Raw genomic sequence first — 17,624 nt, forward strand, 5'->3', positions numbered from 1 at the left:
GAAGTGATTGTTGTGACGAAAAAGAATCCTAATAAATTTACAATTGGATTTAAGAAAACCAATGCTTCCCACCAAAGAGTTGTTGAAATACTTAATAATACAGAAGATAAGGCGGATTTCATTGCCAGCGCAGTGCTTCATTATCTTGGCGAGGGAAAAGAAACTGATTCTTTGAATCCGGACAAGTCTTCCCTATTACCATTGATCAGAACAATTGTAAAGAAAGAAATTCAAGGAGCAATCTCAGACAAGAACTATGTTTCTGCAGAAAGGGCAGATTCGGATGAGACAGTCATGGATCTGTCTGGTTCAGAAGAGGAACCGATTGCTCTTGATGAACATATTATAAAAAATATCTCAAATGCATTGGATGCATTCCGAGGTATATAGAAAAGAAGCAGCCTTTTGATGGGCTGCTTCGATTTTTGTCGAAAAGTTTTTCAATTCATAAACCATTCATAACTGGCTCATAAGTTGCTCATAAATAGCCGTTCTATAATCAAACAATGGTGAAGTGGAGAACGAAAGGAATTACTTTTGTTTTCGGAGACCGTCAAGGAGTCCACGGAGCGTATGTAAAGCCAGATCTTTTTCTTCATCTGTACAGTCATTTAGCTCATAAATGATCTGTTCGATATAAGGATTGGCAGGTGGCTTGTCGTAGAAGATGACGGAATCAAGCGAAATATTCAAGTATTTGGCTAATAGACTCAGAGTTTCAAGTCTGGGGTTAGCATTATAGTTCTCAATATCAGATATTGTGCGTAAGGAAACGTGCACATTTTCAGCCAGAGCATTCTGTGAAAGATTCCTGCGAAGACGTTCTTCTTTTACAAAGTCTCCGAGCAACTTTTTTTCCATCATTTTCATCACCTCACTTAATGCATATATTTTACTCTAGTTCTGCAGTATATGAAATGCGTTATGATACGCATAATAACGCAATATAATACACATTACAAAAATATACAGGAATCACGAAGGAGAAATGATAGGTTGAGTTACACAGAACGGGTTGAGAAAAGCAGGAATTTGCTAAAAAAATCTTGCACCAATATTTGGAACACCCTTCTGTTAAATATGCAGAATATGAGTCGAATACACCTCGTATAGCACATAATAAAATATGGATCAAAAAGAAAGTCGAATTGGGAAAGCGCCGATTCGGCTTTCTTTTTGTATGTCGAAATTTATCGAAAATTGAGATACGGTGCCGGTCCCCGCCTTCTGGGATTTCAAAAGAAGAACGAAATCAAAATACAGGAGGATAAAGAATTGGATGAATTTACATATACCGGTTCCAAAATCAAGAACCAATTTACCGCATATTTACTGGCACAGATTCGGGGAGCCCGACAAAATTACTTAAGAAAAATGCTGCGGATTAGTAGTAATGAAATGCTGGCAGAGGACTTGACAGTGGAAGAAATTGGAATTTCAGTAGAAGAGAGTCTGGAGATGGAACATCGCGAAGAACTGTTAATGAGGGAGTCAGATGGGTGCTATCCGGAATGGGACGAGATGAAGGATCAGAAACTTGTCGAGGCATTGCTCTTACTGCGTGAGGATGAGAGAAAACTGATCTATCAGCATGTGTTTGAAGAACGGACGTTTGATGATATAAGCCGGATCAATGGTTTGCCACCTTACAAGGTGAAAGGAATTTATTATTATGCAATCCGTAAGATCAGAAAATGGATGGGAGGTGACAGGTAATGAATTTTGAAGAAGTGTTGTTCCGGGCGAAGATGGGAGACCATGTAGCTACTGAACAGATAGTAGAGATGTTCCGACCGTTGTTGATAAAGAACTCTTTGATTAATGGAAGATTTGATGAGGATCTGTACCAGGAGTTGAGAATTGAAGTATTGAAGTGCATTAGAAATTATCGGGAAATGGAGTAGATACTGTTTAGAATAGCATAATTATGTAGGCAGAGCAGGAATGATTGCTGGTGTAAAGATAAGGTTCCTGCTCTGTTACTTTATACACATGTAAATATAATAGACTGTTTAGAAATCATGATTTTTAGTTTAAAAGTTTTTCGGATTCATTAAACGTTTTTATCTTCTCCGGTTTGGAGATTCATCTGCAGGAGCATAAGGTCATTCATAGTGGTGTCCATATTCCCCTTTCTTATTATGAATTTCAGACGTTCGCTTTCTTGACATAACATCCTGGCTAGGTGTTCAGCAAAGAACAGATCTATGAGACAGTGTGGAAAGAAAACAGTGAGCATTGCGATCATGCTGTGGCGAATGTGTAAAGCCAGATTCGCCACAAGCTGAATCCAGGCAAGCCGAAAGAGGGATATATCCGTACTGTGATCAATAGTGGATATAAATTTGAAGTGTAATTATGAGGGTGCAGTTTTTGAAGCTGTGCCTGTTTGTGTGGAGAAATAACACTTGCGTATAATGGTGTCTGATTTCACGAAGTATCGGGCTTGAAAATGGTTCGAGGGTACATTATGTGGTAGAATAGTCCGAAATAAGCACTATATGTGGAAAAAATCCAGCTCATGCAGAAATCAGAGTACATAAAATTTGTGTGTTTCTTGGACGAACGGTTCATACTCATGGAAGAATAAAAGGGTGGGGTAAACTTCTGAAAAAGAAGCCCCCACCTTTTCGCATAACTAAGAGGGTGTCCAAACTTTTCCGCAAAACGGAAAATGCGGTTGTACCTTTTCGCAAAAGAGGATTTGCAAGGTTATTCTGATACTGCTGTTGAGGAAATTGTAAAGTTACGGTATAATAACGATTGAGATTTATGTTTGAGGTGACACCAATGATGCATATAGCGATTTGCGATGACGAGAAAGATTTTGTCGCATACTTGACCAGCCAATTAAATCAATACGCCACTGAAACAGATTTGGAAATAAAGGTAACTGCTTATTACGATGGCATGGAGCTGATCGAAAAGTACGATACCACCATTGACTTGATTTTCCTTGATATTCAAATGCGCCTGGTAAATGGCCTGCGGGCCGCCGAGCGTATCCGCCAGATGGATGAAAAGGTCGGTATTATCTTTTTGACTACTCTCACCCAATACGGTTTAGAGGGATATAAATATCAGGCCACCAATTACATCATTAAGCCGATGAAGTATGTCCGACTAAAAGCGGAAATGGATCAGTGGTTGAAAAAACATCGGAAAGATGATAGCCCCACTATGGTAGTTTCCAACGATACCGGGAGATATAAGGTGTTTCTGAAATCTCTCCGCTATGTAGAAACCTTTAACCGCAATCTGCTTCTGCACACAGAGCAGGACAATATTATATGCTACAAAAGCATGAAAGAAATGGAACGTGAGTTGCAGGACAAAGGATTTGTCCGCTGCCATACCAGCTACATTATCAATCTGTACTATGTGAAGAATGTCAAAGTAAAGAGCCTGGAGATTGAGCTGATAACCGGCGAGATAATCCCGATCAGCCAGCCGAAACGTAAAGCGTTCATGGAGCAGCTTGCAGAATATATGGGAGATCAGTTGTAACGATGGAAATGTTTTATTATGCCATAGACATATTAGCTACAATGTTTGAGTTCTTCTGTCTGGCCTTGTTGCTCACAAATATTGTAGATTATAAGAATAGACTTGGGAAAGTGTTTTGCATTTATGGTTTCTCCGTAGTATGGGTATTTGGAATGACTTTCCTATCGGTGCCATATCTGCTGAAAATGGTTTTGGAAGTCATATACATCATGGTCATGTATAGACTGCTATTCTCCGTAAGAATGGCAACATCAGGGATGTATGCTATTTGCCATTTCTTTTGTATGTCGGCACAGGAATGTTTCATATTCCTGGTGTGCAAAATGCAAAATATAGATATTTATGTTGAAATCAACGGGACGGATTGGGGTCGATGGCAGATAATATTGGTAAGCAGAATACTTCTCCTTGCTTTTACCTTGCTTCTAAAGCAAATCCTGAAACCTTTTTCAGAAATTGCAAAAAGAAAGAATGTATGGGTTCCTGTTATTTGTGGTTTTATCATTTTGGTGTCAATCGAAGTGGTCTATTCCTTATCCTATCAGTATGGAGAAAGTGCATATCTTATGGGTGGCCTTTTAGCATTAGCCGGAGTTGCCATTGTAGGGGTCATGTTGTATGTGTATTCGGCCAGATACCTTTATTCGGTGCAAAGGGAACGGGAAGAACGGTTAAAAGTTGAAGTCCTTGAAAAGCAGTTTGCCTACTATCAGGAGAAACAAAGGGACGAAGAACGGGTACGCAGCATCTACCACGATATGAAAAATCATCTGCTGCTGTTGCAGGCCCAGGCCGGAAACGGTCAGGAGGTTCAAAAATCCATTCAAGAGCTGCAAAGTCAAATCCAGGAATACGAAAATTATCATCACACAGGGAATGAATTTTTAGATATTATCATCCGGGATAAGGCTAAAACGGCACAGGAAAAGCAGATAGATTTTAATGCCGTTATCTCCTTTGAGGATGGTGCCTTCATAGAACTATTAGACATCAGTACGATCTTTGGTAATGCGTTGGACAATGCGATTGAGGCCAGCGAAAAGCTGCCGGAAGATCACAGGCTAATTACCATAAGAGCGAACCGTGTCCGGGATATGCTAGTGATTATTGTGGAGAACAAAGCTGCTTCTGAACTGCCCATATCCGGGGAAACCACGAAAGAAGATACTTTTTCACATGGTTTTGGACTTCCCAATATCAAAAAGGCTGTGGAGCGATACGGCGGTCAATGCAGCATTAAAACCGAAAATGGTATGTTCATACTGAAAATTCTGATTCCAATTCCATAATTTGAAGATGCTGTTTCACATACGGAACGGCATCTTTTTTTGTGTTGGGATGTTAATTTTTGCGCTGTGGATGTTAGTTTTCTCGTTTGCCATTGTACCTTTTTTTCTGACCGATATAATGAGTTTAGTTCCAGTCGGAACGAATATGTAAGAAAAGAGGTATACATTATGAGTATTTTAAATACCACTCATTTAACCAAACATTACGGTCAGGAACCGAATATTGTAAAAGCTCTGGATGATGTGAGCATTTCCATTGAGCAGGGGGAATTTGTTGCTATCATCGGCACATCCGGCAGCGGCAAGTCAACTCTGTTGAATATGTTGGGAGGCTTAGACCGCCCCACATCCGGCAGCGTGAAAGTGGACAAATTCGAGTTGGGAAAACTGAAAGATGAGGATTTGACGGTGTTCCGCCGCCAGCGCATCGGATTTATCTTCCAGAACTATAATCTGGTTCCTATCCTGAACGTGTATGAAAACATTGTCATGCCCATTCAGCTTGACGGAATGAAGCCGGATCAGAAGTTTATTCAGGAAGTAGTTGCCCTGCTGGGTCTGGAAAAGAAGCTCTACAATATGCCTAATACCCTTTCCGGTGGTCAGCAGCAGCGTGTGGCGATTGCCAGAGCATTAGCCAGTAAACCAGCCATTATCCTTGCGGATGAGCCGACAGGCAATCTTGACAGTAAGACAAGTGATGAGGTGATTGAGCTTCTGAAGGTCACCAGCAAGAAATTCCATCAGACAATCGTTATGATAACCCATAACCCGAAGATTGCGGAACAGGCTGACCGTATCATCCGTATTGAAGATGGAAAAATTCATGAGTAAGGTGGTGATACCATGAAAAAGCAAAAACCTATCATTCGTACTTTAACAAGCCGTAGCTTCAAGGCAAATAAGACCAGAAACCTTGTTGCTATTCTCGCTATTGTGCTGACCACATTGATGTTCACATCTTTATTTGTCCTTTCACAGAGCATGGTCAAGAATCTGCAGGAAATGAACTTCCAGCAGGCGGGCTATAACAGCCATTTGACTTTTAGCTCGCTGACGGATGCTGAAATGGACAAGATCACCGCGCATGAGGCGGTCAAAGATTGGGGCAAGAGTATTGTAATCGGCGTTGCGGAAAATGAAGAACTGACAGGCCGACAGGTAGAAATCCGTTATGCGGATGAAAACTATGCTGCCTCTGCGTTTTCCATGCCGACAACGGGAAAGCTGCCCGTCAGTGAAAATGAAATTGCACTGGACACGATTACCCTTGATAAAATGGGCCTGCCCTACGAATTGGGACAGGAAATCACGCTGCGGTGGCGAAAGGACTTGACCAGCACAGACTACACCACCAGCACTTTTGTACTTTCTGGATATTGGGATGGAAATTCCGCTGCTATGGCAAGCATGGCCTGGGTGTCCCAGGCGTTTGTAGAAAAGGAATGTGCCGGTATCAGTCAGGCAGATCAGCGCGATAACGGTCAATTCTTTGGTATGGGTATGCTCCATGTGAATGTCGGCAGCAGCAAGTATCTGGAACAGACGGCAGAACAGATTTTGACAGATACGGGTCTGACGGGCATTTCCTACGGCACCAACATGGCCTATGATTCCACGATGAATCAGAATATTTTGAAAGAAGTAATCCCCATGCTCATTTGCATGGTCTTGGTATTCGCCAGCGGTTACCTGATTATCTACAATATCTTTCAGATTTCCGTTGCCACGGACATTCGCTTCTATGGCAAACTGAAAACGCTGGGGACTTCCAAAAAGCAACTGAAAAAGATGATCTACGGTCAGGCCAACCGTCTTTCCCTGATTGGTATTCCTATCGGGCTTATATTCGGCTATGTGCTGGGAACGGTATTAGTCCCCATGCTGATTACCGGCACCGGCACAAAGGCGGCTGTTTCTGTTACGCCGTATGTGTTTATTGGATCAGCCCTGTTTGCGTATCTGACTGTATTGATCTCCTGTAAGAAGCCAGCTAAGATCGCCGGAAAGGTTTCTCCTATGGAGGCACTGCGTTATATTGATGCGGGAACAAGCAGCAAGAAAAAAATTAAGAAAAGCACTGGTGGTGCAAGTATTCCGAAGATGGCGCTTGCGAACTTAGGCAGAAACAAGAAGCGCACCTTTACCGTCATTTGCTCTTTAACTTTGGGGCTGGTTCTGCTGACCTGCATTTATGCGAAAAATGCCAGCTTCGATATTGATAAATACATGAGCCAGCAGGTTATCAGTGATTTTGAAGTTAAGGACAGCTCTATTGCAACAAACTTCGGCACTTATAATCCGTATGGCACCACAATTTCTGATGAATTGGTGAGCCGGATCAACAGTCTGGACGGGCTGGAAGCCATCGGACATCTTTATTCCCAGGTGTTTGTCCATGAGATCGGCGCAACAGCCCTCGCAAATATTCGGACCTATTACAATGCGGATGAACGGCTGCCTTATATTGAAGCTACCGACGCCGGGCTTGCACAATCTTATCACGATATGATAGACAGCGGAGAATGTGTTGCCGTGTTGTATGGCGTTGATGGCCTGATACTTGATACTTTTTCAGAGGATTATCGCATCCTGGACGGCACCTTTGACAAAGACAAGTTTCAATCCGGTGGCTATATTCTCGTAGAAGCCGCAGAGGGCGCAGAGGAATTGGAAAAAGAAACACAGCCGACCTATTCTGTTGGGGATATGGTAGATTTGAACGGGCAGCAATATGAGGTCATGGGAATCGTTGCAAATATTACGGCGATTACAGAGGGAGTAAACAGCGATACGGCAAATTTCCTTTCTTTCTATCTGCCTGCTGATACATTTCGGGAAATGTACCCCGAAAACACCATGCGTAAAATGTTCTTTGATGTGTCCGACGAGTTTCAGGCGCAGGCAGAACAAATGTTGATTGACTATCGGAACGATGCGGATAAAAGCCTGACATTCACATCTAAGAACACATTGGCGGAACACTACCAGGAGCAGACAAGGGCAAACACGATTACAGGTTTTTCAATCAGTGTGATTATTGCATTTGTTGGTATCCTGAACTTCATCAATTCGATGGTAACAGCGATTGTGTCCAGGCAGAAAGAATTTGCCATGATACAAAGTGTCGGCATGACAAAGCGGCAGCTTCGCAGTATGTTGATTGACGAGGGCCTTTATTATGCGGTGAGTACCTTAGTTGCCTCCTATGTTTTGGGAACATTGGGCGTAGCAATCGGCGTCCGCGCAATGGTGTCCGGCGACTGGACAGCAACTTTCCACTTTACCCTTATACCGCTTGTAATTTGCACACCGATCTTGATTATCTTTGCAATTCTGATTCCGTATATTTGCTTTAAGAATCTGGAGAAACAAAGCATTGTAGAACGGCTAAGAGCTACGGACTAATATTTTCCTTTCATGCAGCCACGGCATTTTCCGTTGGCTGCATGAATTGTAAAAGGAGTGTCAAATGAAAGAATACAAGCTGAAGATAAATGGTGGGTATGATTTTGTGGTTATAGCTTCACAGACATTATCCTCATTGATTTCTAAAATTCACGATAGTCCAGAGGCAGAGCTTTGTGTTAGGGCTGAGGATATTATGCCATCGGATTTTGCAAAATATTTGGTTAATGTGATTAACAGCAATAGAGAAGCAAGTATATGCTTTCGGTATAGCCAGATTGTAGCAGATCCTATCACGAAACGAGAACTGTATCGACTCATGCAGGAGCAGTTGGACATGATGGATATAAATAGTGAGAAGTGTTTTGACACAATTAGACTCATTGATACCTTAAATGGAGAAGCCGGATTTGATGTTGCTTGCACGGAGCCTTTCTTTTGGGCTTGTAAGGATTCTGCAGCTAGATTTGTTTATACTTTTCCTGATGGCAGACAGGAAACATTGGTTATTGAGTATTAAAATGGTGGGTGGTGATATTGGTTGGAATGATAGAAATTGTGATGAGGAAGATTGCTCCCTCCGGGAGCGTTTCAGAAACTGTCCTGGTTTCACTGCCAGGTGCAGAGTCCCAAGAAACCACCCATAGTTCTGACATCCTCACCTTCCCAAACATGGAAATCCGAATCAACGAACAGACAGTCTACCACAATGGCATTCCCGTCCCTCTCACCCACCATGAGTTCTTTACCTTACTCTACCTGGCTCAACACCCATCCTGGGTTCTTAGTAAAGAGCAGATCTACGAAGCAGTCTGGAAAGCGGACCCGGAGCAATGCGGGGCGGCAGTGGCGAATGTGATATATTTGCTTAGACGGAAGATCGGAGATGGGTACATAGAAACGGTGGTTGGGAGCGGGTATCGGTTTGTAGGATAGATGATATGGCAGAGACAGTTTTGTATGAACTGTTTCTGTCTTTTTGCATAATAGTTTGCCAAGCATTAAATATTGTGATTTCAGTGATGCAACTGCTGGTTGCACAAATTCAAACTAAAATTGGTTGTGATAATAACAAATTTCCAGTATGCTATAAATAAAAAAGGGGGCTGGTAATATGACGTTAGGAGAAAAAATACAGAAACTCAGAAAGTCATGTGGCCTGTCGCAGCTTCAGTTAGCAGAGCAATTGGATGTATCCCGTCAGTCAGTTTCAAAATGGGAATTGAATGAGTCAGTTCCTGATATAAATAAAATAGTAAGACTGAGTGAATTGTTTTCTGTTTCTGTGGATGAATTATTGAAAGAGCAATACACATCTTATGTAGAGAATGTCGATACAAAATCAACGATTGAGGATATTGTTCAAATGAATTATATAAATAGTTTAATTAAAATCGGTATTAAAACAACTATTTTAGGAACGGTGCTAATTGTTTTAGAATGCTTGTTTTTACCGGTGTTGGCAATTATTCAGAAATCACAGGTTAATGGGCAGGGGTTTTATACGGATTTTATGGATTATATATCTGTTCAGCCAATGCCAATTATATATATCCTTACGATTATAATAATTTGTGTGGGGATTTTCCTTGTTTTTTGGGGGAGTAGAAGAAAAAGGAAAAGTCATAATGGCGAAGGTGATTGATATGTCGAAGTGTTATATAGAAGCTCTCATGTTTTTCCCAAAAGAGCAGATCTACGAAGCGGTCTGGAAAGCGGACCCGGAGCATTGCGGGGCGGCCGTGGCGAATGTGGTGTATTCCCTCAGACGGAAGATCGGAGATGAGCACATAGAAACAGTAGTTGGGAGCGGGTATCGGTTTGTGGGGTAAATAAAGGCAGGAGCAGTTGAAAGATGAACTGCCATTACTCTTTATAAAGTAACGATTCATACTCATGGAATTGTAGAAATGGATAAAACTGGTGATTATTTTAACTCTCTTCGGCAAAACTAAGATATTGGTTGGACTTTATGATAAAACAGGATTATGTCTTTTTATGAAGAAGCAGTCTGGACCGATAGCAGACATCTGGAAACGATGGATGTGGCTATCGGTTTTCTTTATAATTGGGAGGATAGAGTTGAGATATTATGGATTTAGAGCTAGTATAGATTCAAGAAAATATTTCCCTTGTGAGGTTTCTGTGACATTTGGATGATACTCTAAAAAGAAAAGGATGTGATACGATGCGGATTTTGGTAGTTGAAGATGACCGCCTTTTGAATAATACGTTGTGCTATAACTTGAATACAATGGGATATACCGTAGATGCCGCTTTGTCAAAGCAGGAGGCAACAAGTTATATTGAGAAGTATGACTATGAACTGATTGTATTGGATGTAAATCTACCTGACGGAAACGGCTTTGACTTTTGCCGGGAGGCCAAAGAACGACTTCCTGATACCGCAATAATCTTCCTGACTGCAAATGATATGGAAAGCGATATGCTTAAAGGTTATGAGCTGGGTGCAGACGATTATGTAACAAAGCCATTCCACATGAGTGTCTTTCAAAAAAAGCTGGCGGCACTGCTGGGTCGCATAGCAAAGCACTCAGGCGGGGACTGTTATGATGACGGTATCTTGTCCATAAATTTTTCTGAAATGACTGCGGCCATTTCCGGGGAGGCAATCACCTTTACCCCGCTGGAATACCGGCTGTTAAAGGTGCTGACGAAAAATCCAAAGGTTGTCTTGACGAGGCAGGTACTTCTTGAAAAGCTGTGGGATATTGATGGAAACTTTGTGGATGAACACGCCCTGACAGCCGCAATCAGTCGTGTACGAAATAAAATCGAGGCAGACGGCCAGCAGTATATCAAAACTGTTTACGGCATGGGATATATGTGGATAGGAGGGCTTCAAAAATGAGTGCAAAGAAGTTGTCTATCAACAAAGCCTGTATGCTTTTAGGGACGGTACTTTTGCTGGCCGTTTCGGCGACTATAATTATCCTATACAATTTGACGCATAGTATATCAGCAGTATTATGCTGCCTGTTCTTCTGTGCATTTGTTTTGTCCTGTGTGGCTTGCTTTGTTGCACTGGTTCGGCGCAAGCTGACTTTATTTTCCGATCTCTTTTGCAGGATGCTTGACGATATGCTGTCTGGGAATGTAGAGCCTCAGCAAATGGCCGAAGAAGAAAGCCTGTTCTATAAAATCAATTACCGGCTGGGGCGGCTCTATGAAGTGATGAATGAGAATCGCCGCAATGTTGCCAGGGAACGGGCCGACCTGCAAGAGCTGATTTCAGATATTTCCCATCAGGTGAAAACACCGATTGCGAATCTAAAAATGATAAACAGCACGCTCATGAATCAGGAGGTTCCGCTACACAAACAGAAAGAATTTTTATCAGCTTCCGCCAGTCAACTTGATAAGCTGGATTTTCTCATGCAGGCCATGATTAAGACTTCCCGGCTGGAAACTGGCGTCATTTCTCTGGATAAGAAGAAACAGACAATCTACGACACTCTCGCGTCAGCATTGGGCGGCATTTTGCTGAACGCTGAAAAGAAGCGAATTGACGTTTCGGTAAACTGCCCGGAGCATCTGGCTGTTCCTCATGATAGGAAATGGACAAGTGAAGCGTTGTTCAATATTTTAGATAATGCGGTAAAATACACGCCGGAGAATGGAAAAATTACTGTGACGGTGGAGTGCTGGGAATTGTATCTGAAAATCAGCATTGCCGACACTGGAAAGGGTATCCCGGAAAAACATTCAGGCGCGATCTTCAAGCGATTTTATCGGGAGGACGATGTTCACGATGTAGATGGTATCGGCATTGGGCTGTATCTGGCCCGTGAGATCATTACCATGCAGGGGGGATATATCAAAGTGACTTCTACTCCGGGAATTGGTTCCTGCTTCATGATATTTCTGCTCCGTGATTGATAAAACAGTGAAATGTCACAGGATGGTGAGATTTCAAGGGGCAAAAAATATCCTGCGGTGACATTTCTGTGAGGATTGGTCTTTAAGATAGAGCCATCACAAAGAAAGGATGGTGTTCTACATGAGCATATTACAAACAACTGATTTGAAAAAATATTATGGCACAGAGCCGAACATCACAAAAGCGTTGGATGGTGTGACCCTCTCGATTGAGGATGGAGAATTTGTCGCCATTGTCGGTACTTCCGGCAGCGGCAAGTCCACACTACTGAATATGATGGGTGGCTTGGACACGCCAACTTCCGGCAGTATCAAGGTGAAAGGAAAAGAATTATCCAAATTCAAGGATGAACAACTTACGATCTTCCGCAGACGCAACATTGGTTTTATCTTCCAGAATTACAATCTTGTCCCCGTCCTGAATGTCTACGAAAATATTGTCCTGCCGGTGGAGCTGGACGGAGACACCGTGGACAAGCGGTTTATGAAAGAAGTTGTAAAACTGCTGGCTCTTGATGAAAAGCTCAACAGTATGCCCAACAACCTTTCCGGCGGCCAGCAGCAGCGTGTTGCGATTGCCCGCGCTCTTGTTTCCAAACCTGCCATTGTTCTTGCGGATGAACCCACCGGCAATCTCGATAGCCGAACAAGCAGTGATGTGTTGGGCCTTTTGAAAGTCACCAGCCAAAAATTCCATCAGACCATTGTAATGATAACCCATAACAATGAAATCGCCCAGCTTGCCGACCGCATTATCCGCATTGAGGACGGCAGAATTTCCGAGTAAAGGGGGCGAAAATATGACTGATATTTTATTTGGGAACAACAACAGACCTGTCCTGAAACTTCTGGCAAAGCGTTCACTGAAAGCGCAGAAAAATACGATTGCTGTCTTAGCAATCATGCTTGCCACGCTTTTGTTTACCAGTCTGTCCACGATTGCGATTAGTTTGCAGACTGCCATGCAGGAAAGCAACATGAGGACGATTGGCACTTCTGCTCATGTGGGTATCAAGCGTGTGTCATGGGACGAATATGAACGACTGGCAGGCGACACAGATGTGAAAGATATTGGCTATTCTGTCATCATCGGCAACGCTGTGGGAGATAGCTTTAATAAAACTCCTACGGAGCTGCGCTATGCTGATGCCGCTTATGCAGAAATGACATTTAACGTCCCTGATACCGGGCGATTGCCAGAGCAGAAAAACGAGATTGCTACAAGCCGTATTGTTTTAGCGGCAATGGGGCTGCCAGACGAAATCGGAACACAAATGGAACTTGCCTTTGTGACCGATACAGACACCTTTACCGATACCTTTACCTTGTGCGGTATTTGGGATGGTGACGCAGTGGCCTACCGCCAGACAATGTTGCTGTCCAAAGAATACACGGAGCAGGTAGCTCCTGTTATCCGAGGGGAAACAGACGGAGCCACGCCCCCAGTGGGAACAGGCTATATTGATACTGTTATGATGATGCCTACGGAATGGGATATTGAGAAACAGGCATTGGAAGTGACTTCACAATATGGTCTGGATGAACGGGTGAGTATCAATGACGCCTATGGGACAGCGACGGTCAGCCCATCTACTATACTGCCCCTTGTGGCCGGGATCTTGGTTATTTTTATTGCAGGCTATCTCCTGATTTACAATGTATTTTACATCTCAATCGCACAGGACATTCGGTTTTATGGGATGCTGAAAACACTGGGAACAACCGCAAGACAGATCAGGAAAATCGTTTATAAAAAAGCAATTAAGCTGTCCCTCGTTGGGATTCCTTTGGGCTTGCTGTTGGGATGGCCCATCGGTCGTTTGCTACTTCCCTTTATCGTGAATATGCTGACGGACGATATGCGGGTAGTTACTACTGTAAACCCGATCATCTTTTTGATTGCAATCATCTTTTCACTGATTACTGTTTTCATTAGCTGCAAAAAGCCGGCGGCGCTGGCGGCCAAAGTTTCCCCAATGGAGGCACTTCACTATGTAGAGCAGGCTCCGGCGAAAAAGAAACAGCGGCGTAGCAGACATATCAGCACGACCATGATGGCAAAAAACAATCTTGGTCGAAATAAGAAAAAGGTAATCATCGTCACTCTGTCATTTGCGTTGAGTATCGTTCTTTTGAACAGCGTTTACACTTATGTGACCTCGTTTGACTTTGACAAATTTGTTGCCGATTTCAGTTTGACAGATTTTACTGTCGCTGATACTACGGTTATCAACAGTTATGCCCCGTTTAAGACAGCGAATGTAAATCGGGATTTCATCAGTCAGGTGGAAAGTCTGAATGGCCTTGAAGATATAGGAAGTGTCTACCTGTGGACTTCCAAACAGTCCCTCTCCGAAAGTGACCTTGCCCGTTTACAGGAACTTGCAGTTTCTTCTGATGCCGTTGCAAAAGAACTAGGCAATTATATGGTACGGCAGGAACACGGTGTTAATGTGTACGGTCTGGACGATTTTCCAGCAGGATATATACAGGTTTTGGACGGTGAACTGAACACGGAAAAATGGAAATCAGGAGCAGGGGTATATGTTACACCTATGCAGATGATGGGTGACGGTTCCCTTTATCTATACCAGCCGGGAGATCAGATCAGTGTTCCACAACTTGACGGAACAAGCAAGACTTATGAAGTGCTTGCAGTGGTGAATATTCCAAAGGCACTGGAAACTCCTTTGAAAGTGGATATGGGGTTGGATTACATTTTCCCAACAAGTGAACTGCTGGGAAATATGGTAGCTGCCGATCAACCGGCCATGAAAACGATATTCAATGTGGATGATAAAAACCTGCTTGCCGCTGAAAACTGGCTGAAAAACTATACCGCAAACACCGACACTGCACTGGACTATCTTTCTAAAGTTGTTCTGCGGCAGTCTTTTGACGGCATGATAAATATGTACCGTCTTGTGGGCGGTGTGCTTTGTGCAATACTGGCGCTTATCGGCATCCTGAACTTCATTAACTCCATGACGACTTCCATCCTGTCCCGGCATAAAGAAATTGCCATGCTGCAATCAGTAGGCATGACAGGCCAGCAGGTCAAACAAATGTTGATTTATGAGGGAATCGGCTATTCTGCTTTGGGGCTTTTTTGTTCGCTGATTCTCTCCATTGTTGGGAGCTTGACTGTGGTTCGGATGATGGGGGCAGAATTAAGCTATTTTACATGGCATTTTACCCTGCTCCCCGTTATCCTCTGCATTATCCCGCTGATTCTCATTACGGCTTTTGTGCCGATTGTTTGCTACAACAAAATGGCGCAGAAAACGGTGGTGGAACGGTTACGCATCGCTGAATAAGATATACAGACACAAACGGCCATCCGATAGGGTGGTCGTTTTCAAATGTCACAGAATTGTGAGGTTTCAGCCAGTAAAAAGTGTCCTGTGGTGACATTTCTGTGAGGTTTCTTCTTTATGATGATTTTGTTAGAAAAAGTATCCCGTAAACGGCGGGTGCTATAAAAAGGAGGTAATATTTTGGACTATGTTCTCAAAGCAGAGGCTTTGACAAAGATTTATGGCCACTATAAGGCATTAGACAATTTTTCCATACACATCCCCAAAGGTGCGATCTATGGACTGGTAGGAAAAAACGGTGCTGGCAAAACGACCTTGCTTCGGCTAATCTGCGGCCTGCAAGAAGCCACTTCCGGGGAATACACTCTATACGGTGTCAGTAGCCGGAAACATGAAATCCTCAATGCAAGAAAAGAAATGGGCGCGGTCATTGAAACACCAGCGATCTATCTTGATATGTCGGCAACCGGCAACCTAAAGGAGCAGTACCGCATTTTGGGAATACGCTCTTTTGACACCATCCCGGAGCTTTTGAAGATGGTCGGATTGGAAAATACCGGCAGGAAAAAAGCAAGGAATTTTAGCCTTGGAATGAGGCAGCGGTTGGGAATTGCGATTGCACTTGTTGGTAATCCCCGGTTTTTGGTGCTGGATGAACCGATCAACGGACTTGACCCGCAGGGCATTATTGAAATGCGGCAGCTTCTTCTGAACCTTAATCAGCAATATGGTATGACAATTTTGGTGTCCAGCCATATCCTTGATGAATTATCCCGGCTTGCTACCCACTACGGTTTCATCGACAACGGGAAAATGATAAAGGAAATCAGTGCAAGTGATTTGGAAAGTTCGTTCCGCAAATTTGTCCGCATTGAAGTGACAGACGGAAAAGCTCTGGCTACCGTCCTGGAACAGGCAGGTCAGCCCTACAAAATTCTTGCTCCCAATGTGATAGAGGTCTATAACAGAGTGAATATCTCTCGTCTGACTGCTGATCTTGAAAAGTACCAATGCGATGTACTTTCCATACAGGAGCGGGAAGAAAACTTGGAAAACTACTATGTTAATTTAATCGGAGGTATTAGCCATGAATAGACTGTTTGCATCGACATTCTTTCGCATGCTGAAAAAAATCGTGTTTTGGATTCTGTTGATCTGTATGTTTGCCTACGGTGTATATAGCGCATCAAATGTCGCTTCGGAAGCCAGCGCGGGCTTTGCGATTGATGGCTGCGTGTTTGAGTTTGCTCCGTTCATGGGCCTTGTAGCAGCAGTTTTTACAAGCCTGTTTGTCGGTTCTGAATACAGCGACGGAACGATTCGGAATAAGTTGGTGGTCGGACATTCCCGGATGCGGATTTACTTGGCAAACCTTATTGTGTGTTCGATAGCCTGTGTATTGATTTCCCTGGCCTATGTTGCCGGTATTATCATTGTGGGCAGCTTCAAAGGCGGTGAACTGCAGACAGAAACGAGTATAGTTTCCATGTGCCTGATATGCAGTGTTTTGGTTTCCATAGCCTTTGCAAGCATTATGACAATGTTGGCTATGCTGAACACCAACAAGGCGGGAAATGTGGTTGTGAGCATGATACTGGCCTTGGTATTACTTGTGTCCAGCTCTTATATCTATCAAAGACTTGGTGAGCCGGAAATGTACGACAACTATGTGAGTGTCAATGAGGTAGGTATTCCCACACAAGTTGAACAAAGTCCGAACCCCCTGTATATTGACGGAACACCGAGGGCTGTTCTTGAAATTGTCAATGATCTGTTGCCCTCTGGACAGGCCCTGCAGCTTGCGGATGCTTTTGATTCAGAGGGAATAGCCAACAAAGACATCAAAAATGCCCCTTATCGGTGGCAGGGTTATTCGCTGCTGGTAATCATCTTAACGTCTGGAATGGGGATTACCCTGTTTCGGAGAAAGGAAATTCGCTGATAAATATACTAAATTTAAGGGGGATGAAATAGCAGTAATGTTCAAGGAATACTGCCGTACTGCCATTATCATAATGACTGTGAATTAATCTTGAAGTGATTAGTGAATAATTGTCACATTCTGTCGAACGATTTTCAAAATATTATACCATTCATAACTCATCCAGAACTTATCCAGAAGTCGGTGGTTCATAATGGCAGAAAACGAGAGAAACCAGCAGAAACAAGGAACTCTTGTCCTGCTGGCTTAACCAAGAGTCTT

The 17,624-nt window shown here is 43.1% G+C and carries 18 protein-coding genes; 17 read left to right on the forward strand and 1 reads right to left on the reverse strand.

The window, feature by feature from the left end:
• The first annotated feature begins 12 nt into the window (after positions 1-12).
• Entirely contained in the window at positions 13-390 is a 378-nt protein-coding gene (locus ACTNES_RS07505; RefSeq protein ID WP_441039049.1) for a hypothetical protein, read from the forward strand.
• A 141-nt stretch (positions 391-531) separates the two neighbouring features.
• Here the strand turns inward: ACTNES_RS07505 and ACTNES_RS07510 are convergent, their stop codons facing one another.
• The gene (locus tag ACTNES_RS07510; RefSeq protein WP_235250423.1) at positions 532-864 is read right to left on the reverse strand and encodes a helix-turn-helix transcriptional regulator; all 333 of its coding nucleotides are present in this window, start codon (positions 862-864) and stop codon (positions 532-534) included.
• Positions 865-1,275: 411 nt separating this feature from the next.
• On the opposite strand from ACTNES_RS07510, the gene ACTNES_RS07515 reads away from it, so the two are divergent.
• The 16 genes from ACTNES_RS07515 (at position 1,276) to ACTNES_RS07590 (ending at position 17,363) form a co-directional block, all read left to right on the forward strand.
• The gene (locus ACTNES_RS07515) at positions 1,276-1,716 is read left to right on the forward strand and encodes a sigma-70 family RNA polymerase sigma factor (RefSeq protein ID WP_441039050.1); all 441 of its coding nucleotides are present in this window, start codon (positions 1,276-1,278) and stop codon (positions 1,714-1,716) included.
• Positions 1,716-1,904: a helix-turn-helix domain-containing protein gene (locus ACTNES_RS07520; protein WP_235250421.1), complete on the forward strand. Its 189-nt coding sequence runs from the start codon at positions 1,716-1,718 to the stop codon at positions 1,902-1,904. Before ACTNES_RS07515 ends, ACTNES_RS07520 begins: the two co-directional genes overlap by 1 nt.
• Positions 1,905-2,790: 886 nt before the next feature.
• Complete coding sequence (locus tag ACTNES_RS07525) at positions 2,791-3,507, forward strand: LytR/AlgR family response regulator transcription factor (protein WP_441039051.1); 717 nt, start codon at positions 2,791-2,793, stop codon at positions 3,505-3,507.
• Between the two features lie 2 nt (positions 3,508-3,509).
• The gene (locus ACTNES_RS07530) at positions 3,510-4,796 is read left to right on the forward strand and encodes a sensor histidine kinase (RefSeq protein ID WP_441039052.1); all 1,287 of its coding nucleotides are present in this window, start codon (positions 3,510-3,512) and stop codon (positions 4,794-4,796) included.
• A gap of 168 nt (positions 4,797-4,964) precedes the next feature.
• A complete protein-coding gene (locus tag ACTNES_RS07535) occupies positions 4,965-5,630 on the forward strand; it encodes an ABC transporter ATP-binding protein (RefSeq protein ID WP_441039053.1) in 666 nt (221 codons plus the stop codon).
• 12 nt (positions 5,631-5,642) lie between these two features.
• Positions 5,643-8,204 carry an ABC transporter permease gene (locus ACTNES_RS07540; protein ID WP_441039054.1) on the forward strand — a complete coding sequence of 854 codons (2,562 nt, stop codon included), beginning with the start codon at positions 5,643-5,645 and terminating at the stop codon, positions 8,202-8,204.
• Positions 8,205-8,268: 64 nt separating this feature from the next.
• Positions 8,269-8,724 carry a hypothetical protein gene (locus tag ACTNES_RS07545; RefSeq protein WP_441039055.1) on the forward strand — a complete coding sequence of 152 codons (456 nt, stop codon included), beginning with the start codon at positions 8,269-8,271 and terminating at the stop codon, positions 8,722-8,724.
• Positions 8,725-8,750: 26 nt separating this feature from the next.
• Entirely contained in the window at positions 8,751-9,140 is a 390-nt protein-coding gene (locus ACTNES_RS07550) for a winged helix-turn-helix domain-containing protein (protein WP_441039056.1), read from the forward strand.
• A gap of 178 nt (positions 9,141-9,318) precedes the next feature.
• A complete protein-coding gene (locus ACTNES_RS07555; protein WP_195549136.1) occupies positions 9,319-9,849 on the forward strand; it encodes a helix-turn-helix domain-containing protein in 531 nt (176 codons plus the stop codon).
• The gene (locus ACTNES_RS07560) at positions 9,833-10,036 is read left to right on the forward strand and encodes a winged helix-turn-helix domain-containing protein (protein WP_441039057.1); all 204 of its coding nucleotides are present in this window, start codon (positions 9,833-9,835) and stop codon (positions 10,034-10,036) included. Before ACTNES_RS07555 ends, ACTNES_RS07560 begins: the two co-directional genes overlap by 17 nt.
• Positions 10,037-10,392: 356 nt before the next feature.
• Entirely contained in the window at positions 10,393-11,076 is a 684-nt protein-coding gene (locus ACTNES_RS07565) for a response regulator transcription factor (RefSeq protein ID WP_441039058.1), read from the forward strand.
• Positions 11,073-12,104: a sensor histidine kinase gene (locus ACTNES_RS07570; protein ID WP_441039059.1), complete on the forward strand. Its 1,032-nt coding sequence runs from the start codon at positions 11,073-11,075 to the stop codon at positions 12,102-12,104. Before ACTNES_RS07565 ends, ACTNES_RS07570 begins: the two co-directional genes overlap by 4 nt.
• 121 nt (positions 12,105-12,225) lie before the next feature.
• Positions 12,226-12,891 (forward strand): ABC transporter ATP-binding protein, encoded by a 666-nt coding sequence (locus ACTNES_RS07575; RefSeq protein ID WP_441039060.1) that lies wholly within the window; start codon positions 12,226-12,228, stop codon positions 12,889-12,891.
• Between the two features lie 13 nt (positions 12,892-12,904).
• Complete coding sequence (locus tag ACTNES_RS07580) at positions 12,905-15,421, forward strand: ABC transporter permease (protein WP_441039061.1); 2,517 nt, start codon at positions 12,905-12,907, stop codon at positions 15,419-15,421.
• A 180-nt stretch (positions 15,422-15,601) separates the two neighbouring features.
• On the forward strand, positions 15,602-16,516 hold the full coding sequence (locus tag ACTNES_RS07585) for an ATP-binding cassette domain-containing protein (protein WP_235250364.1): 915 nt from the start codon (positions 15,602-15,604) through the stop codon (positions 16,514-16,516).
• Positions 16,509-17,363, forward strand: coding sequence for an ABC transporter permease subunit (locus tag ACTNES_RS07590; protein ID WP_441039062.1), 855 nt, complete (start codon positions 16,509-16,511; stop codon positions 17,361-17,363). Before ACTNES_RS07585 ends, ACTNES_RS07590 begins: the two co-directional genes overlap by 8 nt.
• Positions 17,364-17,624: the final 261 nt, after the last annotated feature.

Origin of the sequence: Blautia sp. HCP3S3_D9 (assembly GCF_052063845.1) — a bacterium.
GTDB lineage: Bacteria > Bacillota > Clostridia > Lachnospirales > Lachnospiraceae > Blautia_A.

Bases quoted from the DNA above. Each gene is read 5' to 3' on its own strand.
- ACTNES_RS07510 (WP_235250423.1), bottom strand. From the start codon at position 864: ATGATGGAAAAAAAGTTGCTCGGAGACTTTGTAAAAGAAGAACGTCTT.
- ACTNES_RS07520 (WP_235250421.1), top strand. From the start codon at position 1,716: ATGAATTTTGAAGAAGTGTTGTTCCGGGCGAAGATGGGAGACCATGTA.
- ACTNES_RS07525 (WP_441039051.1), top strand. From the start codon at position 2,791: ATGATGCATATAGCGATTTGCGATGACGAGAAAGATTTTGTCGCATAC.
- ACTNES_RS07530 (WP_441039052.1), top strand. From the start codon at position 3,510: ATGGAAATGTTTTATTATGCCATAGACATATTAGCTACAATGTTTGAG.
- ACTNES_RS07535 (WP_441039053.1), top strand. From the start codon at position 4,965: ATGAGTATTTTAAATACCACTCATTTAACCAAACATTACGGTCAGGAA.
- ACTNES_RS07540 (WP_441039054.1), top strand. From the start codon at position 5,643: ATGAAAAAGCAAAAACCTATCATTCGTACTTTAACAAGCCGTAGCTTC.
- ACTNES_RS07545 (WP_441039055.1), top strand. From the start codon at position 8,269: ATGAAAGAATACAAGCTGAAGATAAATGGTGGGTATGATTTTGTGGTT.
- ACTNES_RS07550 (WP_441039056.1), top strand. From the start codon at position 8,751: ATGATAGAAATTGTGATGAGGAAGATTGCTCCCTCCGGGAGCGTTTCA.
- ACTNES_RS07555 (WP_195549136.1), top strand. From the start codon at position 9,319: ATGACGTTAGGAGAAAAAATACAGAAACTCAGAAAGTCATGTGGCCTG.
- ACTNES_RS07560 (WP_441039057.1), top strand. From the start codon at position 9,833: ATGGCGAAGGTGATTGATATGTCGAAGTGTTATATAGAAGCTCTCATG.
- ACTNES_RS07565 (WP_441039058.1), top strand. From the start codon at position 10,393: ATGCGGATTTTGGTAGTTGAAGATGACCGCCTTTTGAATAATACGTTG.
- ACTNES_RS07570 (WP_441039059.1), top strand. From the start codon at position 11,073: ATGAGTGCAAAGAAGTTGTCTATCAACAAAGCCTGTATGCTTTTAGGG.
- ACTNES_RS07575 (WP_441039060.1), top strand. From the start codon at position 12,226: ATGAGCATATTACAAACAACTGATTTGAAAAAATATTATGGCACAGAG.
- ACTNES_RS07580 (WP_441039061.1), top strand. From the start codon at position 12,905: ATGACTGATATTTTATTTGGGAACAACAACAGACCTGTCCTGAAACTT.
- ACTNES_RS07590 (WP_441039062.1), top strand. From the start codon at position 16,509: ATGAATAGACTGTTTGCATCGACATTCTTTCGCATGCTGAAAAAAATC.